This window comes from Calyptranema fuscum S582, from assembly GCF_055793305.1.
Window position 1 is genome coordinate 15,845 of record NZ_JBSLYH010000059.1, and the last position, 21,265, is coordinate 37,109.

General features: G+C 49.2%; 18 protein-coding genes. 12 read left to right on the forward strand and 6 right to left on the reverse strand.

What is annotated here, in order from left to right:
• Nucleotides 1-126: 126 nt before the first annotated feature.
• The 3 genes from ACR6Z4_RS27695 (at nucleotide 127) to ACR6Z4_RS27705 (ending at nucleotide 4,778) form a co-directional block, all read left to right on the forward strand.
• Nucleotides 127-1,986 (forward strand): NAD(P)H-quinone oxidoreductase subunit F, encoded by a 1,860-nt coding sequence (locus ACR6Z4_RS27695; protein WP_479720575.1) that lies wholly within the window; start codon nucleotides 127-129, stop codon nucleotides 1,984-1,986.
• A 106-nt stretch (nucleotides 1,987-2,092) separates the two neighbouring features.
• Nucleotides 2,093-3,661, forward strand: coding sequence for an NADH-quinone oxidoreductase subunit M (locus ACR6Z4_RS27700; RefSeq protein WP_479720576.1), 1,569 nt, complete (start codon nucleotides 2,093-2,095; stop codon nucleotides 3,659-3,661).
• Nucleotides 3,648-4,778 (forward strand): CO2 hydration protein, encoded by a 1,131-nt coding sequence (locus ACR6Z4_RS27705; RefSeq protein ID WP_479720577.1) that lies wholly within the window; start codon nucleotides 3,648-3,650, stop codon nucleotides 4,776-4,778. Before ACR6Z4_RS27700 ends, ACR6Z4_RS27705 begins: the two co-directional genes overlap by 14 nt.
• Nucleotides 4,779-4,787: 9 nt before the next feature.
• On the opposite strand, the gene ACR6Z4_RS27710 is transcribed toward ACR6Z4_RS27705, so the two are convergent.
• From ACR6Z4_RS27710 to ACR6Z4_RS27720, 3 genes are all read right to left on the reverse strand, one after another.
• Complete coding sequence (locus tag ACR6Z4_RS27710; RefSeq protein WP_479720578.1) at nucleotides 4,788-5,492, reverse strand: PHP domain-containing protein; 705 nt, start codon at nucleotides 5,490-5,492, stop codon at nucleotides 4,788-4,790.
• A gap of 161 nt (nucleotides 5,493-5,653) precedes the next feature.
• Entirely contained in the window at nucleotides 5,654-6,139 is a 486-nt protein-coding gene (gene ispF, locus ACR6Z4_RS27715; protein WP_479720579.1) for a 2-C-methyl-D-erythritol 2,4-cyclodiphosphate synthase, read from the reverse strand.
• 49 nt (nucleotides 6,140-6,188) lie between these two features.
• Nucleotides 6,189-7,100, reverse strand: coding sequence for a hypothetical protein (locus ACR6Z4_RS27720; RefSeq protein ID WP_479720580.1), 912 nt, complete (start codon nucleotides 7,098-7,100; stop codon nucleotides 6,189-6,191).
• Nucleotides 7,101-7,387: 287 nt separating this feature from the next.
• Between ACR6Z4_RS27720 and ACR6Z4_RS27725 the strand changes: the two genes are divergently transcribed.
• Nucleotides 7,388-7,642, forward strand: a complete 255-nt coding sequence (locus ACR6Z4_RS27725; protein WP_479720581.1) for a hypothetical protein — start codon at nucleotides 7,388-7,390, stop codon at nucleotides 7,640-7,642.
• Between the two features lie 152 nt (nucleotides 7,643-7,794).
• On the forward strand, nucleotides 7,795-8,082 hold the full coding sequence (locus ACR6Z4_RS27730) for a hypothetical protein (RefSeq protein WP_479720582.1): 288 nt from the start codon (nucleotides 7,795-7,797) through the stop codon (nucleotides 8,080-8,082).
• A gap of 150 nt (nucleotides 8,083-8,232) precedes the next feature.
• Here ACR6Z4_RS27730 and hemB read toward each other — a convergent pair whose 3' ends face one another.
• Nucleotides 8,233-9,216, reverse strand: coding sequence for a porphobilinogen synthase (hemB, locus tag ACR6Z4_RS27735; RefSeq protein ID WP_479720583.1), 984 nt, complete (start codon nucleotides 9,214-9,216; stop codon nucleotides 8,233-8,235).
• 739 nt (nucleotides 9,217-9,955) lie between these two features.
• Here hemB and ACR6Z4_RS27740 point away from each other — a divergent pair.
• The 3 genes from ACR6Z4_RS27740 to ACR6Z4_RS27750 all read left to right on the forward strand — a co-directional run bounded on the left by ACR6Z4_RS27740 (nucleotide 9,956) and on the right by ACR6Z4_RS27750 (nucleotide 13,669).
• Nucleotides 9,956-10,828, forward strand: coding sequence for a class I SAM-dependent methyltransferase (locus tag ACR6Z4_RS27740; RefSeq protein WP_479720584.1), 873 nt, complete (start codon nucleotides 9,956-9,958; stop codon nucleotides 10,826-10,828).
• Nucleotides 10,829-10,927: 99 nt separating this feature from the next.
• Entirely contained in the window at nucleotides 10,928-12,238 is a 1,311-nt protein-coding gene (locus ACR6Z4_RS27745; RefSeq protein WP_479720585.1) for a M16 family metallopeptidase, read from the forward strand.
• A gap of 546 nt (nucleotides 12,239-12,784) precedes the next feature.
• Nucleotides 12,785-13,669: a fructosamine kinase family protein gene (locus ACR6Z4_RS27750; RefSeq protein WP_479720586.1), complete on the forward strand. Its 885-nt coding sequence runs from the start codon at nucleotides 12,785-12,787 to the stop codon at nucleotides 13,667-13,669.
• 290 nt (nucleotides 13,670-13,959) lie between these two features.
• Here the strand turns inward: ACR6Z4_RS27750 and ACR6Z4_RS27755 are convergent, their stop codons facing one another.
• A complete protein-coding gene (locus ACR6Z4_RS27755) occupies nucleotides 13,960-15,039 on the reverse strand; it encodes a PIN/TRAM domain-containing protein (RefSeq protein WP_479720587.1) in 1,080 nt (359 codons plus the stop codon).
• 185 nt (nucleotides 15,040-15,224) lie between these two features.
• Between ACR6Z4_RS27755 and hemW the strand changes: the two genes are divergently transcribed.
• The 4 genes from hemW to hpxZ all read left to right on the forward strand — a co-directional run bounded on the left by hemW (nucleotide 15,225) and on the right by hpxZ (nucleotide 20,542).
• Nucleotides 15,225-16,520 carry a radical SAM family heme chaperone HemW gene (gene hemW, locus ACR6Z4_RS27760; protein WP_479720593.1) on the forward strand — a complete coding sequence of 432 codons (1,296 nt, stop codon included), beginning with the start codon at nucleotides 15,225-15,227 and terminating at the stop codon, nucleotides 16,518-16,520.
• 158 nt (nucleotides 16,521-16,678) lie between these two features.
• A complete protein-coding gene (locus ACR6Z4_RS27765; RefSeq protein ID WP_479720588.1) occupies nucleotides 16,679-17,929 on the forward strand; it encodes a competence/damage-inducible protein A in 1,251 nt (416 codons plus the stop codon).
• 66 nt (nucleotides 17,930-17,995) lie between these two features.
• Entirely contained in the window at nucleotides 17,996-20,014 is a 2,019-nt protein-coding gene (locus ACR6Z4_RS27770) for a DICT sensory domain-containing protein (protein ID WP_479720589.1), read from the forward strand.
• Between the two features lie 156 nt (nucleotides 20,015-20,170).
• Nucleotides 20,171-20,542 carry an oxalurate catabolism protein HpxZ gene (hpxZ, locus tag ACR6Z4_RS27775; RefSeq protein ID WP_479720590.1) on the forward strand — a complete coding sequence of 124 codons (372 nt, stop codon included), beginning with the start codon at nucleotides 20,171-20,173 and terminating at the stop codon, nucleotides 20,540-20,542.
• Between the two features lie 188 nt (nucleotides 20,543-20,730).
• On the opposite strand, the gene ACR6Z4_RS27780 is transcribed toward hpxZ, so the two are convergent.
• A complete protein-coding gene (locus ACR6Z4_RS27780) occupies nucleotides 20,731-21,045 on the reverse strand; it encodes a DUF4282 domain-containing protein (RefSeq protein ID WP_479720591.1) in 315 nt (104 codons plus the stop codon).
• Nucleotides 21,046-21,265: the final 220 nt, after the last annotated feature.

The window sequence follows — 21,265 nt, forward strand, 5'->3', positions numbered from 1 at the left end:
ATTCCCACTCCTAAGCCACTAAAGCTGTTAAAGCGATATAGGGTACTGTTCAGTCTTTATGTATAGTCTCTCTGGAGAGGTTAGGAAACCTCTCATTTCTTCTCTGCTGCTTTAAGGATGCTCGTAATGGCTCAGTTTCTGCTTTTGTCGAGTTGGTGGATACCTATTTATGGTTTGATTGGGGCATTTTTGACACTGCCCTGGTCTGCTGGGATAGTTCGTCAAACCGGGCCAAGACCAGCAGCGTATTTCAATCTGCTCATGACAGTTTTGTCCTTTGTTCACGGTTCCATTGCGTTCATGCTGGTTTGGGGACGTGAACCGTTGCAGCTCGTCTTCCATTGGCTGCAAGCAGCAGACTTAGACTTGACGTTAACGATCGAGCTATCGCCTGTCAGTCTGGGGGCAATGGAGTTAGTCACGGGCATTAGCTTACTGGCTCAGGTTTATGCGTTGGGCTATCTGGAAAAAGATTGGTCTTTGGCACGGTTTTTTGGCTTAATGGGCTTTTTTGAAGCCGCTCTATCAGGCATTGCCATCAGCGACTCCTTACTGCTCAGCTATGGGCTGTTAGAACTGCTAACACTTTCAACCTATATGCTGGTTGGCTTTTGGTATGCCCAGCCGTTGGTTGTCACAGCGGCTAGAGATGCCTTTTTAACCAAGCGGGTGGGTGACATTATTTTGCTCATGGGGCTAGTGACGCTCTCTAGCTATGGTGCAGGTTTAAATTTCTCTGATTTAGCCAAGTGGGCAGAGGCGTTTCCGCTACCGCCCCTTACGTCTGCCTTGCTGGGCTTGTCTTTAATTGCTGGTCCTACGGGAAAATGTGCCCAGTTTCCGCTCAACCTCTGGTTAGATGAGGCAATGGAAGGTCCTAATCCAGCCGGAATTCTACGAAATTCGGTGGTGGTGTCGGCAGGTGCCTATGTTTTAGTGAAGCTTCAGCCTGTATTTACCCTGTCGCCGGTGTCGTCTTACGCCTTAATTTTGATTGGTGTCGTGACAACGATTGGGGCTTCATTAATGGCGATCGCCCAGATCGACATTAAACGGACGCTTTCCCATACCACCAGTGCTTATTTAGGATTGGTCTTTATTGCTGTGGGGTTAGGGCAAATTGATATTGCTCTGATGATTCTTTTCACCCATGCTGTTGCCAAAGCTCTTTTATTTATGAGCATTGGCTCTGTAATTCTCACCACCAACGGGCAGAACATTACCGAAATGGGTGGGCTATGGTCGCGTATGCCAGCAACAACGACGGCATTTGTAGTCGGCTCTTTAGGCTCTGTAGCCCTATTTCCGCTGGGATTTTTCTGGACGATTGCCCGCTGGATGAGTGGTCAATGGGAAGTGCCCTGGTGGTTATTGGTGATTCTCTGCCTTTCAAATTTCCTCAGCGCACTGAACTTGATCCGTGTGTTTCGCCTGGTGTTTTTAGGAACACCCCAAGCCAAAACCCGGCGCGCCCCAGAAGTGCAATGGACGATGGCAACTCCAATGGTGGCGTTAAGTATCATTACCCTGTTAGCCCCGTTAGTGCCCTATCGTTGGTCGTTGTGGCTAAGTCCGACGACGCCTTTAAATAATAGTGGTGAGCTACTGATTCAAATTGCAATGCCGCTGATCTTAGCGTCCAGTTTGCTGGGTTTCTTGATCGGTGGAACGGTTGAATTGCGCCGTTCCTGGGCAAGACCTGTACAAAAATCGACGCGATTTATTCAAGATTTTCTAGCCTATGACTTTTATATCGATCGCCTTTACGGCATCACAGTAGTCTGGTTAGTCAGTCTGGCAGCGCAAGTAACCTCCTGGTTCGATCGCTATGTGATTGATGGATTTGTCAATCTGGTCGGCTTCTTCACGGTATTTAGCGGTCAGGCGTTGCGCTATAGCGTCTCAGGGCAGTCTCAGTTTTATATTTTGACGATCTTGGTTAGCGTTGGCTTGATTTTGTTCTTCACGGTCAATCGATTGTTTTAATGCCTCTTTAGCAGCTCACGGGCGGCTTCTGATCAACCCGTCCGGTGAGCGATGTAGAACAACGTTCATTTAATAGAATTAACTGGCTATTTAAAGGATATCGATAATGCTCAGTGCGTTTGTCTGGGTACCGTTGCTAGGGACGATTGTAGTGTGCTTGTGGCGCGAGGCTTGGAATCCCGGTCGCACCCGAGAGGTAACCCTGGTTGTGACATCAGGGTTGCTGCTGTGGACGGTATTTGTTGCCACTCAGTTTGACCCTAGCCAACCGGGAATGCAGTTTTCAGAATCGTTACCCTGGATTGAGTTGATTGGGTTTAATTACCAGATGGGTCTGGATGGGCTATCGCTGCCCCTGCTGTTTTTAAACAACCTGCTGACTATCATTGCCATTACCAGCAGCGATCGCAATATTACCCGACCCAAGTTTTATTACGCGCTATTACTCCTGCTCAACCTTTCCATCAGTGGTGCCTTTCTCGCTCAAGATTTACTGTTATTTTTCCTGTTTTACGAATTAGAAATCATTCCCCTCTACTTTTTGATTTCGATTTGGGGTGGCGAAAAACGGGGCTATGCCGCTACTAAGTTTTTAATTTATACGGCTGTTTCCGGCGTTTTGATCTTAGCTGCCTTTTTAGGAACGGTCTGGTTTACCGGGGCGCATAGCTTTAACTACGATTTCTTGCGATCGCAAACCTTGCCCTTAGCCACCCAAATTTTGTTGCTCTCTGGCATTTTGCTTGGGTTTGGCATCAAAATTCCGTTTGTCCCCTTTCACACCTGGCTCCCCGATGCCCACGTCGAGGCATCTACGCCCGTCTCCATCCTATTAGCCGGGGTGCTGTTGAAATTAGGTACCTACGGGTTATTGCGCTTTGGTCTGGGTCTGTTTCTCGATGCATGGGCGTTATTGGCTCCCTGGCTGGCGGCCTGGGCAGCCCTGAGTGCGTTGTATGGCACCTCCTGTGCGATCGCCCAACAAGATATGAAAAAGGTGGTCGCGTATGCCTCAATTGCCCACATGGCATTTGTTTTACTCGCTGCTGCCGCTGCTACACGCTTGAGTTTGTTGGCAACGGTGTTGCAGATGGTTAGCCATGGATTGATTTCTGCGCTGTTATTTTTACTCGTTGGTGTGGTCGGTAAAAAAACAGGCAGTCGCGATGTCACGTTTTTGCGAGGATTGCTCAATCCCGAACGGGGCTTGCCGTTAATTGGCAGTCTGATGATCTTGGGCGTCATGGCCAGTGCCGGAATTCCAGGAATGGTGGGATTTGTCGCAGAATTTTTGATTTTCCGGGGCAGTTTTCCTATCTTTCCGCTGCAAACCTTATTGTGTATGGTGGCAACGGGGTTAACAGCCGTTTATTTTCTATTGATGGTCAATCGCGTCTTTTTTGGTCGGCTGCCGGTGGAGCTGGCTCAGATTCCCCAGGTAAAATGGGGCGATCGCATACCGGGCATTGTCCTGGCTAGTTTGATTGTGATTTTGGGATTACAGCCCAATTGGATGATTCGCTGGATCGAACCCCAAATCGCCGCACTTGTGACCGACCAGGGGCGGATCACGCCTCCCGAAGCGGCGATCGCCCCTGGCTTACCGCTTTCGTCTTTACTTCCCCAATCCTCAGAACCTATCGCAATTCAACATCAAAATCATGTCGAGCGTTGACACCCTTAAGCCATCTAAGCACCCGCTAGCCGAATATATCTACCGCCTGGAAAGCGGTGGAACGCTGCTGCACGACTCCCCCCAACACGTTACAGAAGTCGTGGGTATTCTCAAAAGCTATGGGGTAGTATTAGATGCCTACTCGCGCAACCTGCTTTATATTTCCGAGCATCAATTTTTAGTCCTCTTTCCATTTTTTAAGTATTTCAATGGCAAGGTTTCGGTCAGTCAGTTAATCCGCCATTGGTGGCACGATCGGATCAATTTTGAATATGCCGAATATTGTATGAAAGCGATGCTCTGGCATGGCGGCGGAAACTTAGATACCTATCTGTCATCGCCCGAATTTAGTCAGGCGATCGCCCCTGTCATTCAGGCAAAATTCCGGGGCAATCCTTTGATGCTGGGTTTAAATCGAGCCTTCCCCGAATTTGTGCCCGAGCAAATTCGGCAAATGGCGTACTACAGTGCCCTGGGTCAGTTTTGGCGCGTCATGAGCGATATGTTTTTATCGTTGAGCGATCGCTATGATGCGGGCGAAATTACATCGATTCCCCAGGTGGTTCAGCATATTTTAGACGGCTTGGTCGATGCGGCTAACCAACCGATCGTCTACCAGGTTAAAATTCGCGATCAAATCTACGACATTCTGCCAAAATCGCTGGGGTTGACCTTTTTGATGGATACCGCAGTGCCCTACGTCGAAGCGGTCTTTTTCCGGGGAACGCCATTCCCTGGAACGGTTTCATACAATGCCCAAGCCTCGCAAATTCCGCTGTATCAGAGCGATTTTACCTATGGTGCGTTGTATGCCGATCCGTTGCCCATCGGGGGTGCAGGGATTCCGCCCACTCAGCTCATGCAAGATATGCGACACTTTTTGCCCGACTATCTGCATACCATTTATCAACAAGGCTTACGGGGCGAAAGCGATCTGCGCGTCAAGATCTGCGAAACCTTTCAGAAGTCTATGTTTTGCGTCACTACAGCCGCCATCCAGGGGTTAGCGCCTCATCCATTAACCACCACCGATCCCGGTCAACGAAAAGCAAACCGAGCCTATCTAGAAGCCTGGATGGATCGCTTCCTTGTTTCTCGGATCCAGGTGGTGCAATAGCGACAACCATCAAAGCCGTTGTAATAAATTAACCCCGTGGGTATCAGTGCCGCAGGTATTCAGCAAGCCAAAGGCATCACTCAATTGTTTAATCGCTTGAGTTTGCTGAACACTGGGTGTCCAGGGGATGGGGTTGGTGTAGGCATAGTACGTTTCAACCGCATCAACACCCAAATGGACAGCCGCCGGAATCAGGGCAGCATACGAGAGGCGATATCGGGCAGGGTGTGCCAGACCCGCTAAGCCACCGGCAGCATGGATGGCTGCAATCACTTCTTGGGCTTGATAATCGTTGCCTTTGGGTGCTTGCCGGTGGAGATACGGTTGCATAGCAGGGTGATCGGGGTCAAACGCATAGGCAAGCAAGTGGACTTCAATATCCAGCAAGTTGGCATTGATTTCAGTGCCTGTCCACAGCCGGGGAAGGGATTGATGCCCCAATTCTCTCTGTTTTTCGAGATAGTGTTGAGCAATTTTATAGCCGCTGACACTGTGGTGGTCTGTAATTGTTAAGCCCTTCAAACCAATGGCGATCGCTTGTTCTACAACAGCTTCAGGGTGGAGTTTGCCGTCAGAATAAATGGTGTGGATATGAAAATTAAAGGCACTCGGACAACTCTCTGCTGTAACCCCTTCAAAGACCTGCTGCAATGCCAGATTATCTTGAGCTGCCAGCCAGATCGAAGCAGGATCTTGAGCTAAATTGACAGGCATAGTTCCCTTAAAGGCTATTTACATTCAAACTCTAATATATTCGATTCTTTTGAATTGTGTAGGAAGACAAACCCCCGGCTCTGCCGCGATTTAAATCTGGCTCCTGAGGAGATGGATGGGGGCGGGTGGCAACGCCACTCGCCCCCATCCATCTCCCTGGCTTAAGCCTCTGCGGCAATCAACAAGGCGACGGCATAGGCAGCAATCCCTTCTTCTCGCCCAACGGGCCCCAGTTTTTCATTGGTGGTGGCTTTGACGCTGATCTGGTCGGGGGCGAGTGTCAGTGTGGTGGCAAGGCGATCGCGCATTGCTCCAATGTGAGGTTTTAATTTTGGACGTTCTGCCACAATCACAGAGTCGATGTTGGCGATTTTCCAGCCTTTACTGAGAATGAGGTGATTGACTTGTTCTAACAGCAACAAGCTATTTGCCCCTGCCCATTTGGGGTCGGTGGGAGGGAAGTAATGCCCAATATCTCCCAGGCTCAGTGCGCCCAACATCGCATCCATAATGGCATGGGTCAACACATCGGCATCACTATGACCTAACAACCCTAATTCATGGGGAATTTCAATACCGCCTAAAATCAAAGGGCGATCGCGCACCAGGCAATGAATATCATAGCCATTTCCAATCCGAATCGTCATACAGCAAACATCTTGTTCAGTATCATGCTTATCCGTCTGAATTGCAGGGCTAATTGGTGGCTTGCCCCGCTTGGGAATTCAGCTGTTCTGCCATTGCCAGCGCCGACTGGCTATTTTGTCGATAGACCAGTATGCGGTTCTGAGCTGTAACATAGCGCCCATCATCCGGCGACACTTGCGCCATTAAATCTGAAGCCCGTTGCCAGCGGGTTGCCAAATCGAGCCAATCGGCAGGGGTTTTGGCTTGCTGCCCATCTGCTACCGCTTGTTCTGCCAAACGCACAGCTTGCACAAATGGGTCTTGCTGAACAACGGGAGTTGCAACCGGGCTAGGGCTGGGCGCGGGTGTTTCTGTGGCTTCTGATTCAGCTTCTTCAGGCTTGCGGCTGGTAAAGGCTTGAATTTGACTCCCCAGATCGAGCCCCAACCAATCAGAAATTCCCCACCCCAGCAACAGCAGCAGCAAACTTAAACTGACTCCCCCAATAATGCCCCGGACAAACTGACCTTTGTCTTTATCTTTTCGAGGAGCGACCGCTTTGGGATAGGCTGAACGGGCAGATTCGAGGCTGCTATCTCGCCGATCTTGGAGCCATTGCTGCACCAGATTGGGTTTGCTCAGCACAATTTCCTCAGACCAAAGTAGCTGATTTTCTGGGTCGCGAGTAATTTCATCTAGCCAGAGCAATTGCTGCTCACGCACGATTCGACTGTTGATATTAATTCGACGAATATTGCGGGGATGAAGGGACTCTAAAATTTGCCGAACCCGCTCAACCAAGAGTTGTTGCTCTAATTGTTCTGGCGTTGCAGCTTCGCAAAGCAGCTGTAAAACACTGTTAGCCAAAATTGCTCTGGTACGGACACCAGAGTCAGCCAGCTTATCGTTTAAAACTTGAATAATCGCTGACACACTGCCTTGTCGAGCTTGTCTGGCGATATCGTCGATCGAATCTATCATGGTCTCATCAGCAATTGATAGGTAGTGAACCCTCAACGTTTAGTGACGGAAATGGTCTAAAAACTATAGCAACTTTTGTGGGAATGGTGTTGAGTGTATCAGGACTGAGGGCTAAACGTGCACGATAACCCATTTCAACCTGTCTTTCTCTCAAGCACTGGTGCTGCAAACACTAAATTTTTTAATAGGGGGTTTGGGGGCTGCGCCTCTAAGAGGAGGTTTGACCCCTCTACACCCTGCAAAACTTTTAATTGGGTGTACCAGGATCGAGGATTGCATAAAACCCCATGCTTTTTAACAGAATGGCGGAGCCGCCTCTCTCCAAAAGCATGGCAGGTTCATTAATCGGTGCTCCTTTAAGGACTACCAGATATGTTCTAGTCAACAATAGCTCAAGGTTAGACGAGCGGCACATTATTTTTCTGGGTTCGTTACCCGGTATGAGTGACGTGGTTTCCCTGCAAAATTTGGCACGCGTTGCCCTACACAATGGCTTCGAGCTTCAAAAACCCGATTTCCGACGAAGTCTGTTGTTAGGATAGGGAGGTCTTAGGATCGTGGATTAAACAAAATTGACGATTTAGTTTTGACCGCACAGCAACGCTGCGCTTTCAAACGTCAACGTCTTGTAGATCCGAACGATTAAAGGTGTGATCCTAAGAAAATTTTCCGTTACGCAACCGTATCTGATTACATGGAAGCATTTGAACCGATTTCACCCAGTTGGACACAATCAGCGCTTCATGCCAGAGAGTTTTGTTGCCCCCGATGTAGCTTGTCGTCACTGGAGGCAGAAAAAGTCTGGATTAACCGGCGATCGCCCGTTTTTACCGAAGATCATCGGCGCAAATGGCAAGAGTTTTATTCCTGTCCCTGTGGCACGGTGTGGTGGGCATGGAGCAGCGATCGCCCAGCCAACGACCTGCTAAAACCTAATACGACCGATACGGTACCCGATGACTATGATCTATCTGATTTTTAGCAGGGTTAAGTGTTCCTGACCCAAGGGCAGGAATACTCAACCCTGCTAATCGTTTGTCGGGACAGCTTCTAAAAGAATCATTCTTTTCGAGAGAGCGATGGCTCTGCCATCGCTCTCTCGAAAAAAGTGACAGGTTAAGAATTTGTGACCCTAAGCACTTAACCAACGAGCCGCATCTTTGGCATGGTAGGTCAAAATCATATCGGCTCCGGCACGTTTGAAGCCGATCAACGTTTCCAGAACAACCCGTTCTTCATCTACCCAGCCGTTGAGCGCCGCCGCTTTGACCATGGAATATTCTCCAGAGACGTTATACGCCGCGACGGGTAAATCGCTGGCTTCTTTAACACGCCAGATAATATCCATGTATGCCAGGGCGGGCTTCACCATCAGCATGTCCGCGCCTTCAGCAATATCGAGATCAATTTCTTTCAACGCTTCGCGACCATTCGCTGGATCCATTTGGTAAGTGCGGCGATCGCCAAATTGGGGCGTTGATTCAGCCGCATCCCGGAATGGACCATAGTAAGCAGAGGCATATTTGGCAGCATAGGACAGGATTGGCGTATCTTCATGACCCGCTTCATCTAAGCCATCGCGAATTGCCTGAACAAACCCATCCATCATGCCAGACGGGGCAATAATATCAGCACCCGCATTGACTTGAGACACAGCCGTTTTCTTCAACAATTCCAGGGTCGGATCATTTAATACTCGACCACTTAAATCTCCGACTTGTAAATAGCCACAATGTCCGTGTGACGTGTATTCGCATAGGCACGTATCGACAATAACGATCAAATCGGGGACTGCCTCTTTGACCTTTTGAGATGCCAGTTGGACGATCCCGTGATCGTGCCAGGCTCCGGTTGCTTCGGCATCTTTTTCGGAGGGAATCCCAAACAAAATAATAGCGGGAATGCCCAGATCGTAGACTTCCTTCGCTTCCTCTACAATCTTGTCTACCGAAAGCTGGTAAACACCTGGCATGGAGCGAACTTCGTTAGCGATGCCTGCACCGGGAACAGCGAACAACGGGTAGATGAGATCGCTTGTGGTCAACACATTCTCTCGAACCATCCGTCGCAGTTGGGGATGGCTACGAAGACGACGAGGGCGATGGGTTGGAAACATAGAATTTTAAACCTGACTAAAACAACTGCAAGCATCCCTGGAAACTGGAGGAGAGCAGTGCCATCGACACTACTCTCCTTTGGTTTTCAGACAAGTTCTTAATTAAACCTCTTTTGCACGTTAATTCCTTGGGATGGTAGGGAGTGAGGACTTCACTACCACTGATGACAATCTGCAAGGGTCTATTTGTTATAAAGTCTAAAGCTTTGGCATCCGCAAAATTCATCTTTTGCGTAACGTTCTGTAAATCTTAGGGCAATCCCCTTACGGTTGCAGGCATAGCTGAATACCGGGATGAATTTGAATACGAAACCAAAGGAATGGGAATTAAATAACTCCGATGATGTGTTGTACGGGCGAACGGCCGTTCGCCCCTCCAAACGATTCAATATTCGATTTAATCCACGATCCAAGGTTTCGCGTTCAAATTCATTCTCAGAATCAGCACTGTCCTGTTGCAAGATGGGTAACGGTATTGATGTCATGATTTTTGAGGGCGCGAGCTTCGCCCGCGCCCTCAAAAATCATCATCTTGAAGGACTACGGCGGGATGAAGTGGGTTCGCCCAAAATACTTCATCGTTGGATTGCGCCTCTCATACCCATGTGGGATGGCTACAGCCGCTGCTCTCACGATCGAAACCGGCACTGGTGCCAAGTTAAAGATTTTGAAAATCCCATTTGGGTTAGGCTATGATTTTCTTCACTCGCTTGTGCCGTTTTGCCTCAGGTGAATCAGGATGGCTGTTAAACCCTACCGAAAATCAGGAGGCAATAAGTATCAGCCTTCTGTTCAGCAAATTTTACCCTCTAGCAAAAAGATTCGTTTAGAAGCTGAAAAGGTTGAAGATCTACTCAGAAAACTGTTTTCTACCGGAGCTTCTGCGGCAGATAATTGGGAGATTTATTCGAGTCAATATCCCAAATTAAGGAGCCTCAATAGCTTCGGAAAACAGATTGTTGTTCGCATGTTTCGCAGTAATCCAGCCTTTCAGGGGTATAAGGTAGAGTTCCGAGAGCCTATTCTTAAGCCCCATGTGCTGTTTTTGATTGGAACATTATGCGAAGACTTTGATTACATGAACACTAGCCCTCTCTACGGCATGAGTGTTTTAGATATCGGTTGTGGTGCCTTATCGACCTATGGAACGGCTAACGAAGATGCCAGTTTAGCCGATCAGTTTTATAGCGATCGCCCACCCGTTGGGGCAGAGCTATTACAAATTTTGGGCGCACAGACGACTGGGATTGAGCCACGGGGAAATGCCAAAGAAATCTACGACTACCAGGTGTCTTACAAACATCGCGTGATGGATTTTGGTGCCATCAAAGAGTGGCTAAAAACGCTGAATGGCAAGCTTGATGTGATTACGTGCTTTAACCTGTTTAACCGAGCCAGTTTTGCCTATTACTATGCATCGCCCCACGAAATATCTGCTTTTTTGAAAGACCTGAGGCAAGCGCTAAACCCTAAAGGATTTTTGTATTGCAGCGCCCCCTTTCTATCTTTTTCACCAGAAAATAAACAATTAAATTATCAAGTGTTTGAAGGAGCAGGATTAAAGGTCGTACATGAAGGATACTACTGTATTCTAAGACCCCGATCGAAGTGATCACGCTGACAGAGCAGACCGGGAAATGTACTGAATGAACTGCGGTTTTTGACAGTGACGATTAAGATAGTTGAGGGATCGTCAAATAGCAAAAATCGAATGACCCGAACTTTAATTGAAACTGTTAACACTCTCCCCTTAAATGCGCCGACTCTGCATCGCTTGCCCAATGGGTTAACGATTGTCGCAGAGCAAATTCCAGTGGAAGCGGTCAATCTCAGTGTTTGGCTAGGGGCAGGTTCAGCCGTAGAACCTGAGCCAATCAATGGCATGGCTCATTTTTTAGAACATATGATTTTCAAGGGCACGGCTCGCCTTGAAAGTGGTTTGTTTGAGCGTCTGGTAGAACAGCGGGGTGCCATTACCAATGCGGCAACCAGCCAGGACTACACCCATTTTTATATCACCACTGCCCCCAAAGACTTTGCCGAACTGGCTCCGCTTCAGATCGAAGTGGTAATGAATGCAGCCATTCCAGATGCGGCATTTGAGCGAGAACGCCCTGTGATTTTGGAAGAAATTCGTCGGGCTAATGATAGTCCGCGTCGGCGCACCTTTTATCGGGCAATGGAAGCAGCGTTTGAGCAACTGCCCTACCGTCGTCCGGTCTTGGGCCCCGTTGAGGTGATTGAGCAGCTGACGGCGCAACAGATGCGAGACTTTCACGCCACCTGGTATCAACCCCAGTCGATTACAGCAGTGGCAGTGGGCAATTTGCCGGTAGAACGGTTGATCGAGATTGTGGCAACGAGTTTTGAGACGGCTCAATCCCATCGTCCGGATGTGATCAGCGATCGCCTGCCCACCCTGCCAAACCTCAGCCCAGAAGCCCCATTTTCCACTATCACCCGCTATGAGTATGTCGATGACACGCTGCAACAGGCGCGTTTGGTCATGGCGTGGCGGGTGCCAGGTATGAAAGATTTGGCGCATACCTATGCCCTGGATACGCTTGCCTGGATTTTGGGACAGGGACGCACGTCTCGTCTGGTACGCGATCTGCGAGAAGAGCGACGTCTGGTTTCCAGTATTTCTGCCAGCAACATGACCTATGTAACTCAGGGTGTGTTTTACATTTCTGCCCAACTGCCGGTTGAGCATCTGGCAGAGGTAGAAGCGGCGATCGCACACCATATCCAACTGCTGCAAACCGAACCTGTGACCCAGGCTGAACTCGATCGCGTGCGCACCCTGGTGGCTAACCGCTATGTCTTTGGCAATGAAACCCCTAGCGATCGCGCCGGGTTGTATGGCTACTATCAGGCGATCGTGGGAGATCTGGCTCCGGCAGTCCACTACCCTGCTCGCATCCAAGATTTGAGCCTTGCAGATTTACAAGATGCGGCGCAACAGTATTTGACCCCAGATGCTTACAGTGCGGTTACGCTCAAATCTGGGATGACCGCCTAGACATTGGGTTCGTGCTCACTCTTATACGATGGTTTGGGAACGCCACGCGTGGCGTTCCCAAACCATACTGGGGGTTATTCAATTCCCCCGATCCTGAGAGTTGCAGATTAATGAGCCTGTAGTTCTTTTTGAGAGAGCAACGGCAGAGCCGTCGCTCTCTCAAAAAGAAAGAACTATGGTTGATTCAAGCCACAATTCCAAGAATGGACAGGGTGGATCGGTTTTGATTATTATGTGGGGGCGCAACCCCAGCATAAACGCATGAGATTCAGGGATAAATGTAGGTCAGAACATTAACTCCGTCAAAACTAAGGATCGGGGATTAAATGAAACTGGAAATTTATTTATTTTTGCAAGCGCGGCGTCGCCGCGCTTGCAAAAATAAACGTTCGGGTTTTATTTAAGTTGTGATCCTAAGAAGTTTAAGGGTTGAAATTATGTTGCGATGCAGCTCAGCCGTGTGTATCACACCATAATTTTTGATCCGGTCTAGTTTTTAGGGGACATCGTACAGAAGTATCCTTATTGTTAGCTTGTTAGCCTTTTATGTGGAACCGGATTGCTGAACAGATTACTCGTGCCACAGGTCAAGACTTTCAGGTTACCCATCGGCGTCCGGTGGGTGGCGGTAGCATTAATCAAGCCTATGCACTGGTAGATAGCGATCGCGAAATTTCTCCGGGCAAAAATCTTGCTTATTTTGTCAAAATCAACAGCGCCGATCAGGTTGGCATGTTTGAAGCAGAAGCGCTGGGGCTAAAGCAGATTGCCAACACCCAAACGATTCGAGTTCCCTACCCTATTTGCTGGGGCACAGATGAGCAGTCTGCCTACCTGGTTCTAGAATGGCTTGATTTGGGCTATGGAACCCATCGTTCCTGGCAAGAAATGGGCAAAAAGCTAGCCACAATGCATCACATGACCATTGATAAAGGGTTTGGCTGGGATCACAACAATACGATTGGCTCTACACCCCAAATCAATACCTGGATGGAGAGTTGGGTCGAGTTTTTTGTCGAAAATCGGCTGCGCTATCAGTTTCGCCTTGCCAAACGGCGGGGTGGGCATTTCCCTGATGAAGATCGGTTACTGTCGTCGGTTCCCGAAATATTGGCAGATCATCGTCCGCATCCGTCTCTGGTTCATGGAGATTTGTGGTCAGGGAATGCAGCAGTAACCCAATTAGAAGAGCCTGTCATTTTAGACCCGGCAACTTACTACGGCGATCGCGAAGTTGATATTGCGATGACTGAGCTATTTGGTGGGTTTCCAGCCGATTTTTACCGTGCCTACAACGAAACCTACGCGCTCGAACCTGGGTACAAACGTCGCAAAATTCTCTATAACCTCTACCACATCCTCAACCACTTCAACTTATTTGGTGGCGGCTACGAAGCCCAGGCCAACCGCATGATTGCGTCCTTGCTTTGACCGGGGGCATGACACCTCAATACACCCGCGTTCCTTATACCATTTCAATTGAGGATGCGACAGATGATGTAGGGATTTGGCAATGCCCAATCCCCACTGAAATTGACGTGCCGAAAAATCTATTTAATTGGGTATAGTAATCCTAAATCAGCTGTGGAAGCGCCCGCCCTTCGGGCGCTTCCACAACTGATCAGGTTCACAAATTGAATAGGATCGCTATATTACCCTGATTCACGGTTGCAACAATCAGAGAGAGCAGCGGTGCTGCTCTCTCCGAAGTAGCCTGAATCTTAAGCAGGGACTGAGTTTTGTGGACGGGCAAAAATCATGCGTCCGGCAGAGGTTTGCAACGCTCCTGTCACCACCACAGCAACCTCATCGCCAATATACCCACCCCCGTCTTCCACCACCACCATGGTGCCGTCGTTGAGATAACCGATGCCTTGGGCGGGTTCTTTACCTTCTTTCAAAATTTTCAGGTCGATTGTGTCGCCAGGTAGATAGGTCGGGCGAATCGCCTGTGCCAGGTCGTTAATATTCAACACCACCACTTTTTGCAGACTGGCAACTTTGTTTAAGTTGTAGTCGTTGGTGAGCAAGGTGCCGTTAATTTCTTGGGCTAGCCGTACCAATTTTGCATCTACGGTTGCCACATCGTCATAGTCAGCGCGGTGGATGATGATGCGACCGGGATACGATTCTTGCATTTGATTGAGAATATCTAAGCCCCGGCGTCCCCGCACCCGTTTGTTGTCGTTTGAAGAATCGGCAACTTGTTGTAATTCTTGCAAAACAAATTGGGGCACCAGAATTTGCCCTTCTAAAAATCCGGTGCTGAGTAGATCTTGAATGCGTCCATCAATAATGCAACTGGTATCTAAAACCTTTGTGCTAGTAGGTTTTAGGGTTCCTTCTGCGACCAACATCGTTTCGACACTGTTGGGATTAATCAGACGCAACAATGCCCGCCCATGGGTATCTGCCAGGTTGATCCCAGAAAATACGAAGAGAATACTGCCCAAAATTGCAGTCAACGGTTTGATGAAAGCAAACTCACTGGGAATAGGCAACAGGAACAGAGGTGCCAACATTAAATTTGCCACCAATAGCCCCAGTACCAAACCCACCGACCGTGTCAGCAGGACATCGACCGGCATTTCTCGAATGCGTTTTTCTACACGCCGATAGGTGGTTTGGGCAACCAAGCCGACTGCGATCCCAATGAGGGCACCAAAGCCAGACGTCACCGAACTCAGTCCTTCTAAGTTTGTGACGGAGGCAAGAGCCTGTGTGGGTAGCAGATCAACGCTATAGAAGCCTATCCCCGCCCCTGCTAGGATGAATGAAAAAATGATAATGGCATCAAGCATGGCTTCGATCCAGTCTTGTAGGACAGTGAAGTCTCAGTCAGGGATCAGGCATATGCTGGAGGAGCAGGACACTGAATAGAGATAAAAAATAGCGGTAAGAATAATCCAGTGGCTTCCAGCAGTCTGATTTTTTTACAGCCTTATTATATCGTTGACTTCGTAATACCCATTCTCCATTTTTGCTTGTGAATTTAATTGGCGATCGCATTTTTACTACACCGACCCAAAAATCTGAGTCAACCGACTCAGATTGCCCAACCGCCGTCTATCTCCACATTCCTTTCTGTCGGCGACGGTGTTATTACTGCGACTTCCCTATTTCCGTTGTAGGCGATCGCAAGCAAGGTGACAACTCCGGGGCGATTACGCAGTATGTTGAGCAACTGTGTCAGGAAATTTCCCATACCCCTAATCTGGGCAACACCTTAGAAACCGTCTTTTTTGGCGGTGGTACTCCCTCTTTACTATCTACCAGACAACTCAACCAAATTCTCAACGCCTTAGATCAGCGCTTTGGCATTCGCTCATCGGCAGAGATTTCCATCGAAATGGATCCCGGCACGTTTGATCTAGCCAAACTCCAGGGCTATCAGCTCGCTGGTGTCAATCGCATCAGCCTGGGTGTACAAGCCTTTCAAACCGAATTATTGGCGGCCTGTGGTCGCACCCATACGCGGCAAGATGTTGAGACGGCGATCGCCTTTATCCATCAGGTGCATCTGCCTAACGTTAGCCTGGACTTAATTTCTGGCTTACCGCACCAGACGATTGACCTTTGGCACGCCTCTCTGGAAGCGGCGATCGCCCTTGCACCGCCCCATATCTCCGTCTACGACCTGATTGTTGAACCCCAAACGGCTTTCTGGCGCTGGTATCAACCCGGACAATCGCCCCTGCCCACGGAAGCTGCCACTGCCGATATGTACCGCATGGCACAACAAGCCCTGACGGCTGCCGGGTATCACCATTACGAAATTTCTAACTATGCCCGCCCCGGCTACCAATGTCGCCATAATCGAGTGTATTGGGAAAACCATCCTTTCTACGGGTTTGGCATGGGAGCCGCAAGTTATACACACCACCAACGCTTTACGCGACCGCGCACCCGCCGTGAATATGGTGAATGGTTGCAAACGTTTATCCAACAGGGCGGAACCATCGACTGCGACCCTGCCGATTTAAACGATCAGCTACTCGATACCTTGATGCTGGGCTTACGCTTGGCAGAGGGGCTGAGTTTAGCCGATCTAAGCGATCGCTTTAGTGCATCTACAGTTCGCACCCTGTTGACCTGCGTTGCACCCTATGTCCAACAAGGCTGGGTAGCACTGGAGAATCTGGCGTCAGACCTGGATTTCTGTCGAAATGAAGACCTGCGATCGCTGCCTGAGACAGCTCGAATTCGGCTGACCGATCCTGAAGGATTTTTGTTTTCTAACGTCGTGCTCACTAGCTTATTTGAGCAACTCGGTGGTGCGTAAGCGATTTCTTGTAGAATCCTTGATCCGAAGTTTAGAATTTTGCGGTATGAATGATGAATTCCTAATTCTGCTTGGGAGAGCGACGGCTTCGCCGTCGCTCTCCCAAGCAGAATTACAAGTTAATTAATTACACTCAAAACCCAAAACGCAAAACCGTTATGAGCGTCAGCGCCGAAATTATATGTGTCGGTACCGAGCTATTGCTGGGGGAAATTCTAAATAGCAATGCTCAGTTTTTGGCGCAGCAGCTTGCACAGCTTGGCATTCCTCACTATTACCAAACCGTTGTCGGAGACAATCCGTTACGCATTCAAAAAGCAGTGGCGATCGCCTGTGAGCGATCGCGGTTACTCATTTTTACGGGCGGCTTGGGTCCTACACCCGATGACCTGACGACAGAAACATTAGCCGATTTCTTTCAGGTGCCTCTGATCGAGCGTCCCGATATCATCGCTGACATTACCCAAAAGTTTGCTGAACGGGGTCGGGTAATGACGCCCAGCAACTACAAACAAGCCCTATTACCCGAAGGGGCAGAAATTTTGCCCAACCCGACGGGCAGTGCCCCTGGGATGATTTGGCAACCCCGTCCCGGCATCACCCTCCTCACCTTTCCCGGCGTGCCCAGCGAAATGCATGAAATGTGGTACCAAACGGCGATCCCGTTTTTGCAGAGTCAGGGATGGGGGCAAGAAATAATCTACAGTCGCACCTTAAGATTTTGGGGCATTGGAGAAGCCGCGTTAGCCGAAAAAGTGGTTTCCTTTTTCGACCTGAAAAATCCTACCGTTGCGCCCTATGCTGGTAAAGGGGAAGTGCGTTTGCGCGTCTCGGCAAAAGCCAATTCAGAAGCAGAAGCGACCCGGTTAATTGAACCCGTTGCCCAACAACTGATTCAAATTGCTGGAAACGACTACTATGGCAATGATGACGATACGCTATCATCGGTGGTCGGCACATTGCTGAAATCAGCCGGACAAACCCTATCGGTTGCAGAGTCCTGCACGGGAGGTGGTTTGGGTCAGCTGTTAACGACTGTGTCGGGTAGCTCCAGTTACTTTTGGGGCGGGGTGATTTCCTACGATAATCAGGTCAAAGTCAATTTACTGGGAGTTGATCCCGACGATCTGGCAAAAGATGGAGCTGTCAGTGATACGGTGGCAAAACAAATGGCAGTTGGGGTGCGATCGCGTCTGGGTACCACCTGGGGGCTGAGCATCACCGGGATCGCAGGTCCCGATGGCGGCAGCGATACCAAACCCGTTGGGCTGGTCTACATCGGTCTGGCTGGACCCGATGACCAGGTCGAAACGGTCGTTCATCGCTTTGGCGGACAACGCAGCCGAGAATTTATCCGCTGGCTGAGTGCCTGTCATGCACTCGATCTACTCCGTCGCAGACTATCGTAGATTTGTTTAAGCAATGCCCATTTCAACATCTGTCTCAGCCCACCTGTTTTGTCCGAGAATAGAGACATGAGCATTCCTACGTCTATCTTGGCGGAACTCTTAGAAAGCCTTCCCGACCTGCGTCCCCAACTCTATTTCAAAGCCTCATTAACCGCGCTATCTCATGCGATGGAAGATCAGGTTTTGGCGGGGGGGTCGGGGCAACCGCTCGTGATTGCCAGTTTTCAGCGAGAACGGTTTTATCGGCAAGAGGCGCACCGCTATCTTAGAATTGCCGAGCTGACCCCTCAGGTTTATGTTTTGGCGGCACCTGAAACCAGTTTTGCCAATAGCTCAGAACATTACGAAGCGATCGCCTTTGAACCGACCGATCAACTCAGCCAGGAATGGCACCTGATCGTCATTGGGCAACAATATGCCACCTGTTTGATCTGTCGAGAACGGCAAACGTCCCCGGCAGAACTGGAGGCGAATCAAATTCCGGCGATGGATCAGACGCGCCGCTTTGAAGGAATTTGGACCTTCGATCGCCAGGTCTGTCGTCGGGCTGCCGAAATTATGCTCGATCGGATTCAGATCTATCGCCCCGAATTAGCCGACAAAATCGCCGCTGCCAAATCAAATTTTCTTACCGATCAACCGTCTGGATTGATTGAAGTTCATCCTGACCCCTTTGCCCAACGGCTGGTCACCTATTTGCAAGCCGGACAATATAAGTTGCTGAAAGCCTATCGCTCGATTGCCGCGCAAGAGCGACGAGAACGGCTGGTCAACCTGATTACATCTGCCGTACGGCGATCGCTGGATCCTGAAGAAATCTTCAGTGTGGCAGTCAAAGAGCTAGGGCAAGCCATGCAAATCTGTCGGTGTCTGATCTACAAATGCAGAGACACAGATAACAGCACGGTGATTGAATATGAATTTCTTTCCGATCCCAATCTACTATCCCTGGTGGGGCAAACCTGGGTCTTAAAAGATAACCCCCTGTTTCAGTCCATCGTGCAACGGCATGAATCTATTGCGATCGCCGATACCACAACGGAAAAAGAACACAATCTAAAAGCGTTGCAAACGGTGATCAAACGCTGGCAAATTCGCTCCTGGTTGTTGGTGCCGATTGTGTATCAGGGGCGATTGTTGGGCATGGTTGAGTTGCACAACTGTAGCCTTACCTCGCATTATTGGACGAATGATGAACTCGGTTTAGTCGAAGCGATCGCCACCCAACTGGGGGTGGGTTTGATTCAAGCTGAGTCTTACACCAATTTAGAAGACCTCAACCAACAGCTTGAAGCGTTGGAACGGGCGCGTAGTAACCTGATTGCAATTACCGGGCACGAATTGCGCACCCCCCTGTCTACCATTCAGATTTGTCTAGAAAGCCTGGTCAGCGAACCGGATATGCCGATGGAGTTGCGCCAGGTGATGCTCGATACGGCGCTGACAGATGCCGAACGGATGCGGAAGTTGGTCCAAGATTTTATTACCCTGTCGCGGCTCGAAAGCGGACGGGTAGAATGGCACCTGGAACCGTTGTCGCTGGATGAATGTGTTGATATGGCACTGAGCAGCATCCGCACCCGGCAGAACCTGATGTTGCCCGAAATCAAGGCCCAAGTTCCCAATCAGTTACCCCTGGTGAAAGCCGATGGAGAATGGTTGGTTGAAGTCCTTTCTAAATTGCTCGATAATGCCTGCAAATTTACCCAGCCCACAGGCAAAGTCACCATTGCGGCAAAACCCAATGGCACCAATATGCTGGAGGTGATTATTGCAGATACCGGACGGGGTATTGAACCGAAGCGTCTGGAAACGGTATTTGAGCGATTTTATCAAGAAGAAGGGGCACTGCGCCGCACCGCCGGAGGGACGGGGTTAGGGCTGGCGATTTGTCGTCAAATTATTCTCGGTTTGGGCGGGCAAATTTGGGCAGAGTCCGATGGCAGAGATCAGGGCAGTCAGTTTCATTTCACGATTCCGATTGCGCGAGAAGACCCCGATGTTATGCCCAATGCGAAAGGGCGATCGCCCCGTGTCAGTGAAAAAAGTCGGCGTTCTGGTCGGCGGCAAGCAACGCTGGGTTAACGTCCATTTCAACCTTCAGCTTCGCACTTTTATAGCGCTTCGCGCTTGGATAGATTCCGGGTATTGTGAGAGAGCCGCGCGGAGCGCGGCTCTCTCACAATACCTTGTACTTCACACCCTTGAGAATTGCCATACTTAAACGATAGAAAGATTGCTATGGATATTAACTGTCCCGCTGTGGTAGCTGAAGTGACGGCTGCATTTCAACGCTATGAACAAGCGCTGGTAAGCAATGATGTTGCCGTTTTGGATGAATTATTTTGGCAAAGTGACCATACCATTCGCTATGGTGCAACTGAGAATTTGTATGGTTATGAAGCGATCGCCAATTTCCGGGCGGCACGTTCACCTTTGAATCTAGCCCGCACCTTAATGAACACCGTCATCACCACCTACGGCAATGACTTTGCCACTGCCAATACTGAGTTTCGCCGTCAAACCTCCGATAAAACTGGGCGACAAAGCCAAACCTGGATGCGCACCTCCGATGGTTGGAAAATTGTCAGTGCCCATGTTTCATTGCTATAGTAACCGTCGAGATGGTTGAATCAGGAAGTTGTGTGAGAACCTGCGCTCCGTGCGGGTTCTCACACAAATCAACCCGTATAGCGCTATATACTTTGAAAAATTATATTGCTGCATGAATCATACTCCTGAACGTGAAACTATTAGTTTCACGTTCAGGAATAGTCCCAAAATTGACAATTCTAGGACTATCACATCGGTCGATTGGCATCTCTCAAGTAATCTGCCATTCGTTTTGTATTCTCAGCCGTACGAATCGATGCGATAAATGCCTCTAACCCGATTCTGACAAAAATGACGTACAGCAAGAAAATCAGTGGAGACAGAACTAAGCCAAATATACCTGTGAGAAACCCATTAGTGAAGCCTGCCACGATAACGCCTAAGGCAGCTATACCGGCAAACACAACCCCGATCGCAAATAGAATGCCAATGATTTGAATCGCAACAAATTCAGAAAATGAGAAATCAAACAGCTTGTTAAAAAATCCTCGTTGTTGAGCCATATTGACCTCCAAAAGTATTTATAGCTTTGACACTAAAGGGCGTCGTTAAGGAAGCCTGACTTTTTCTATTTTTCTTAAGATAGTTTTCTTATTTCTTAATTTGGCATTGCTTAATCCAACCATAGCAATCGTCGAGACGATTAAATCAGGATATTGTGTGAGAACCCTCGCAGAGCGAGGGTTCTCACACAACCCTTGTCTTAATCAATCCCTCGACTGC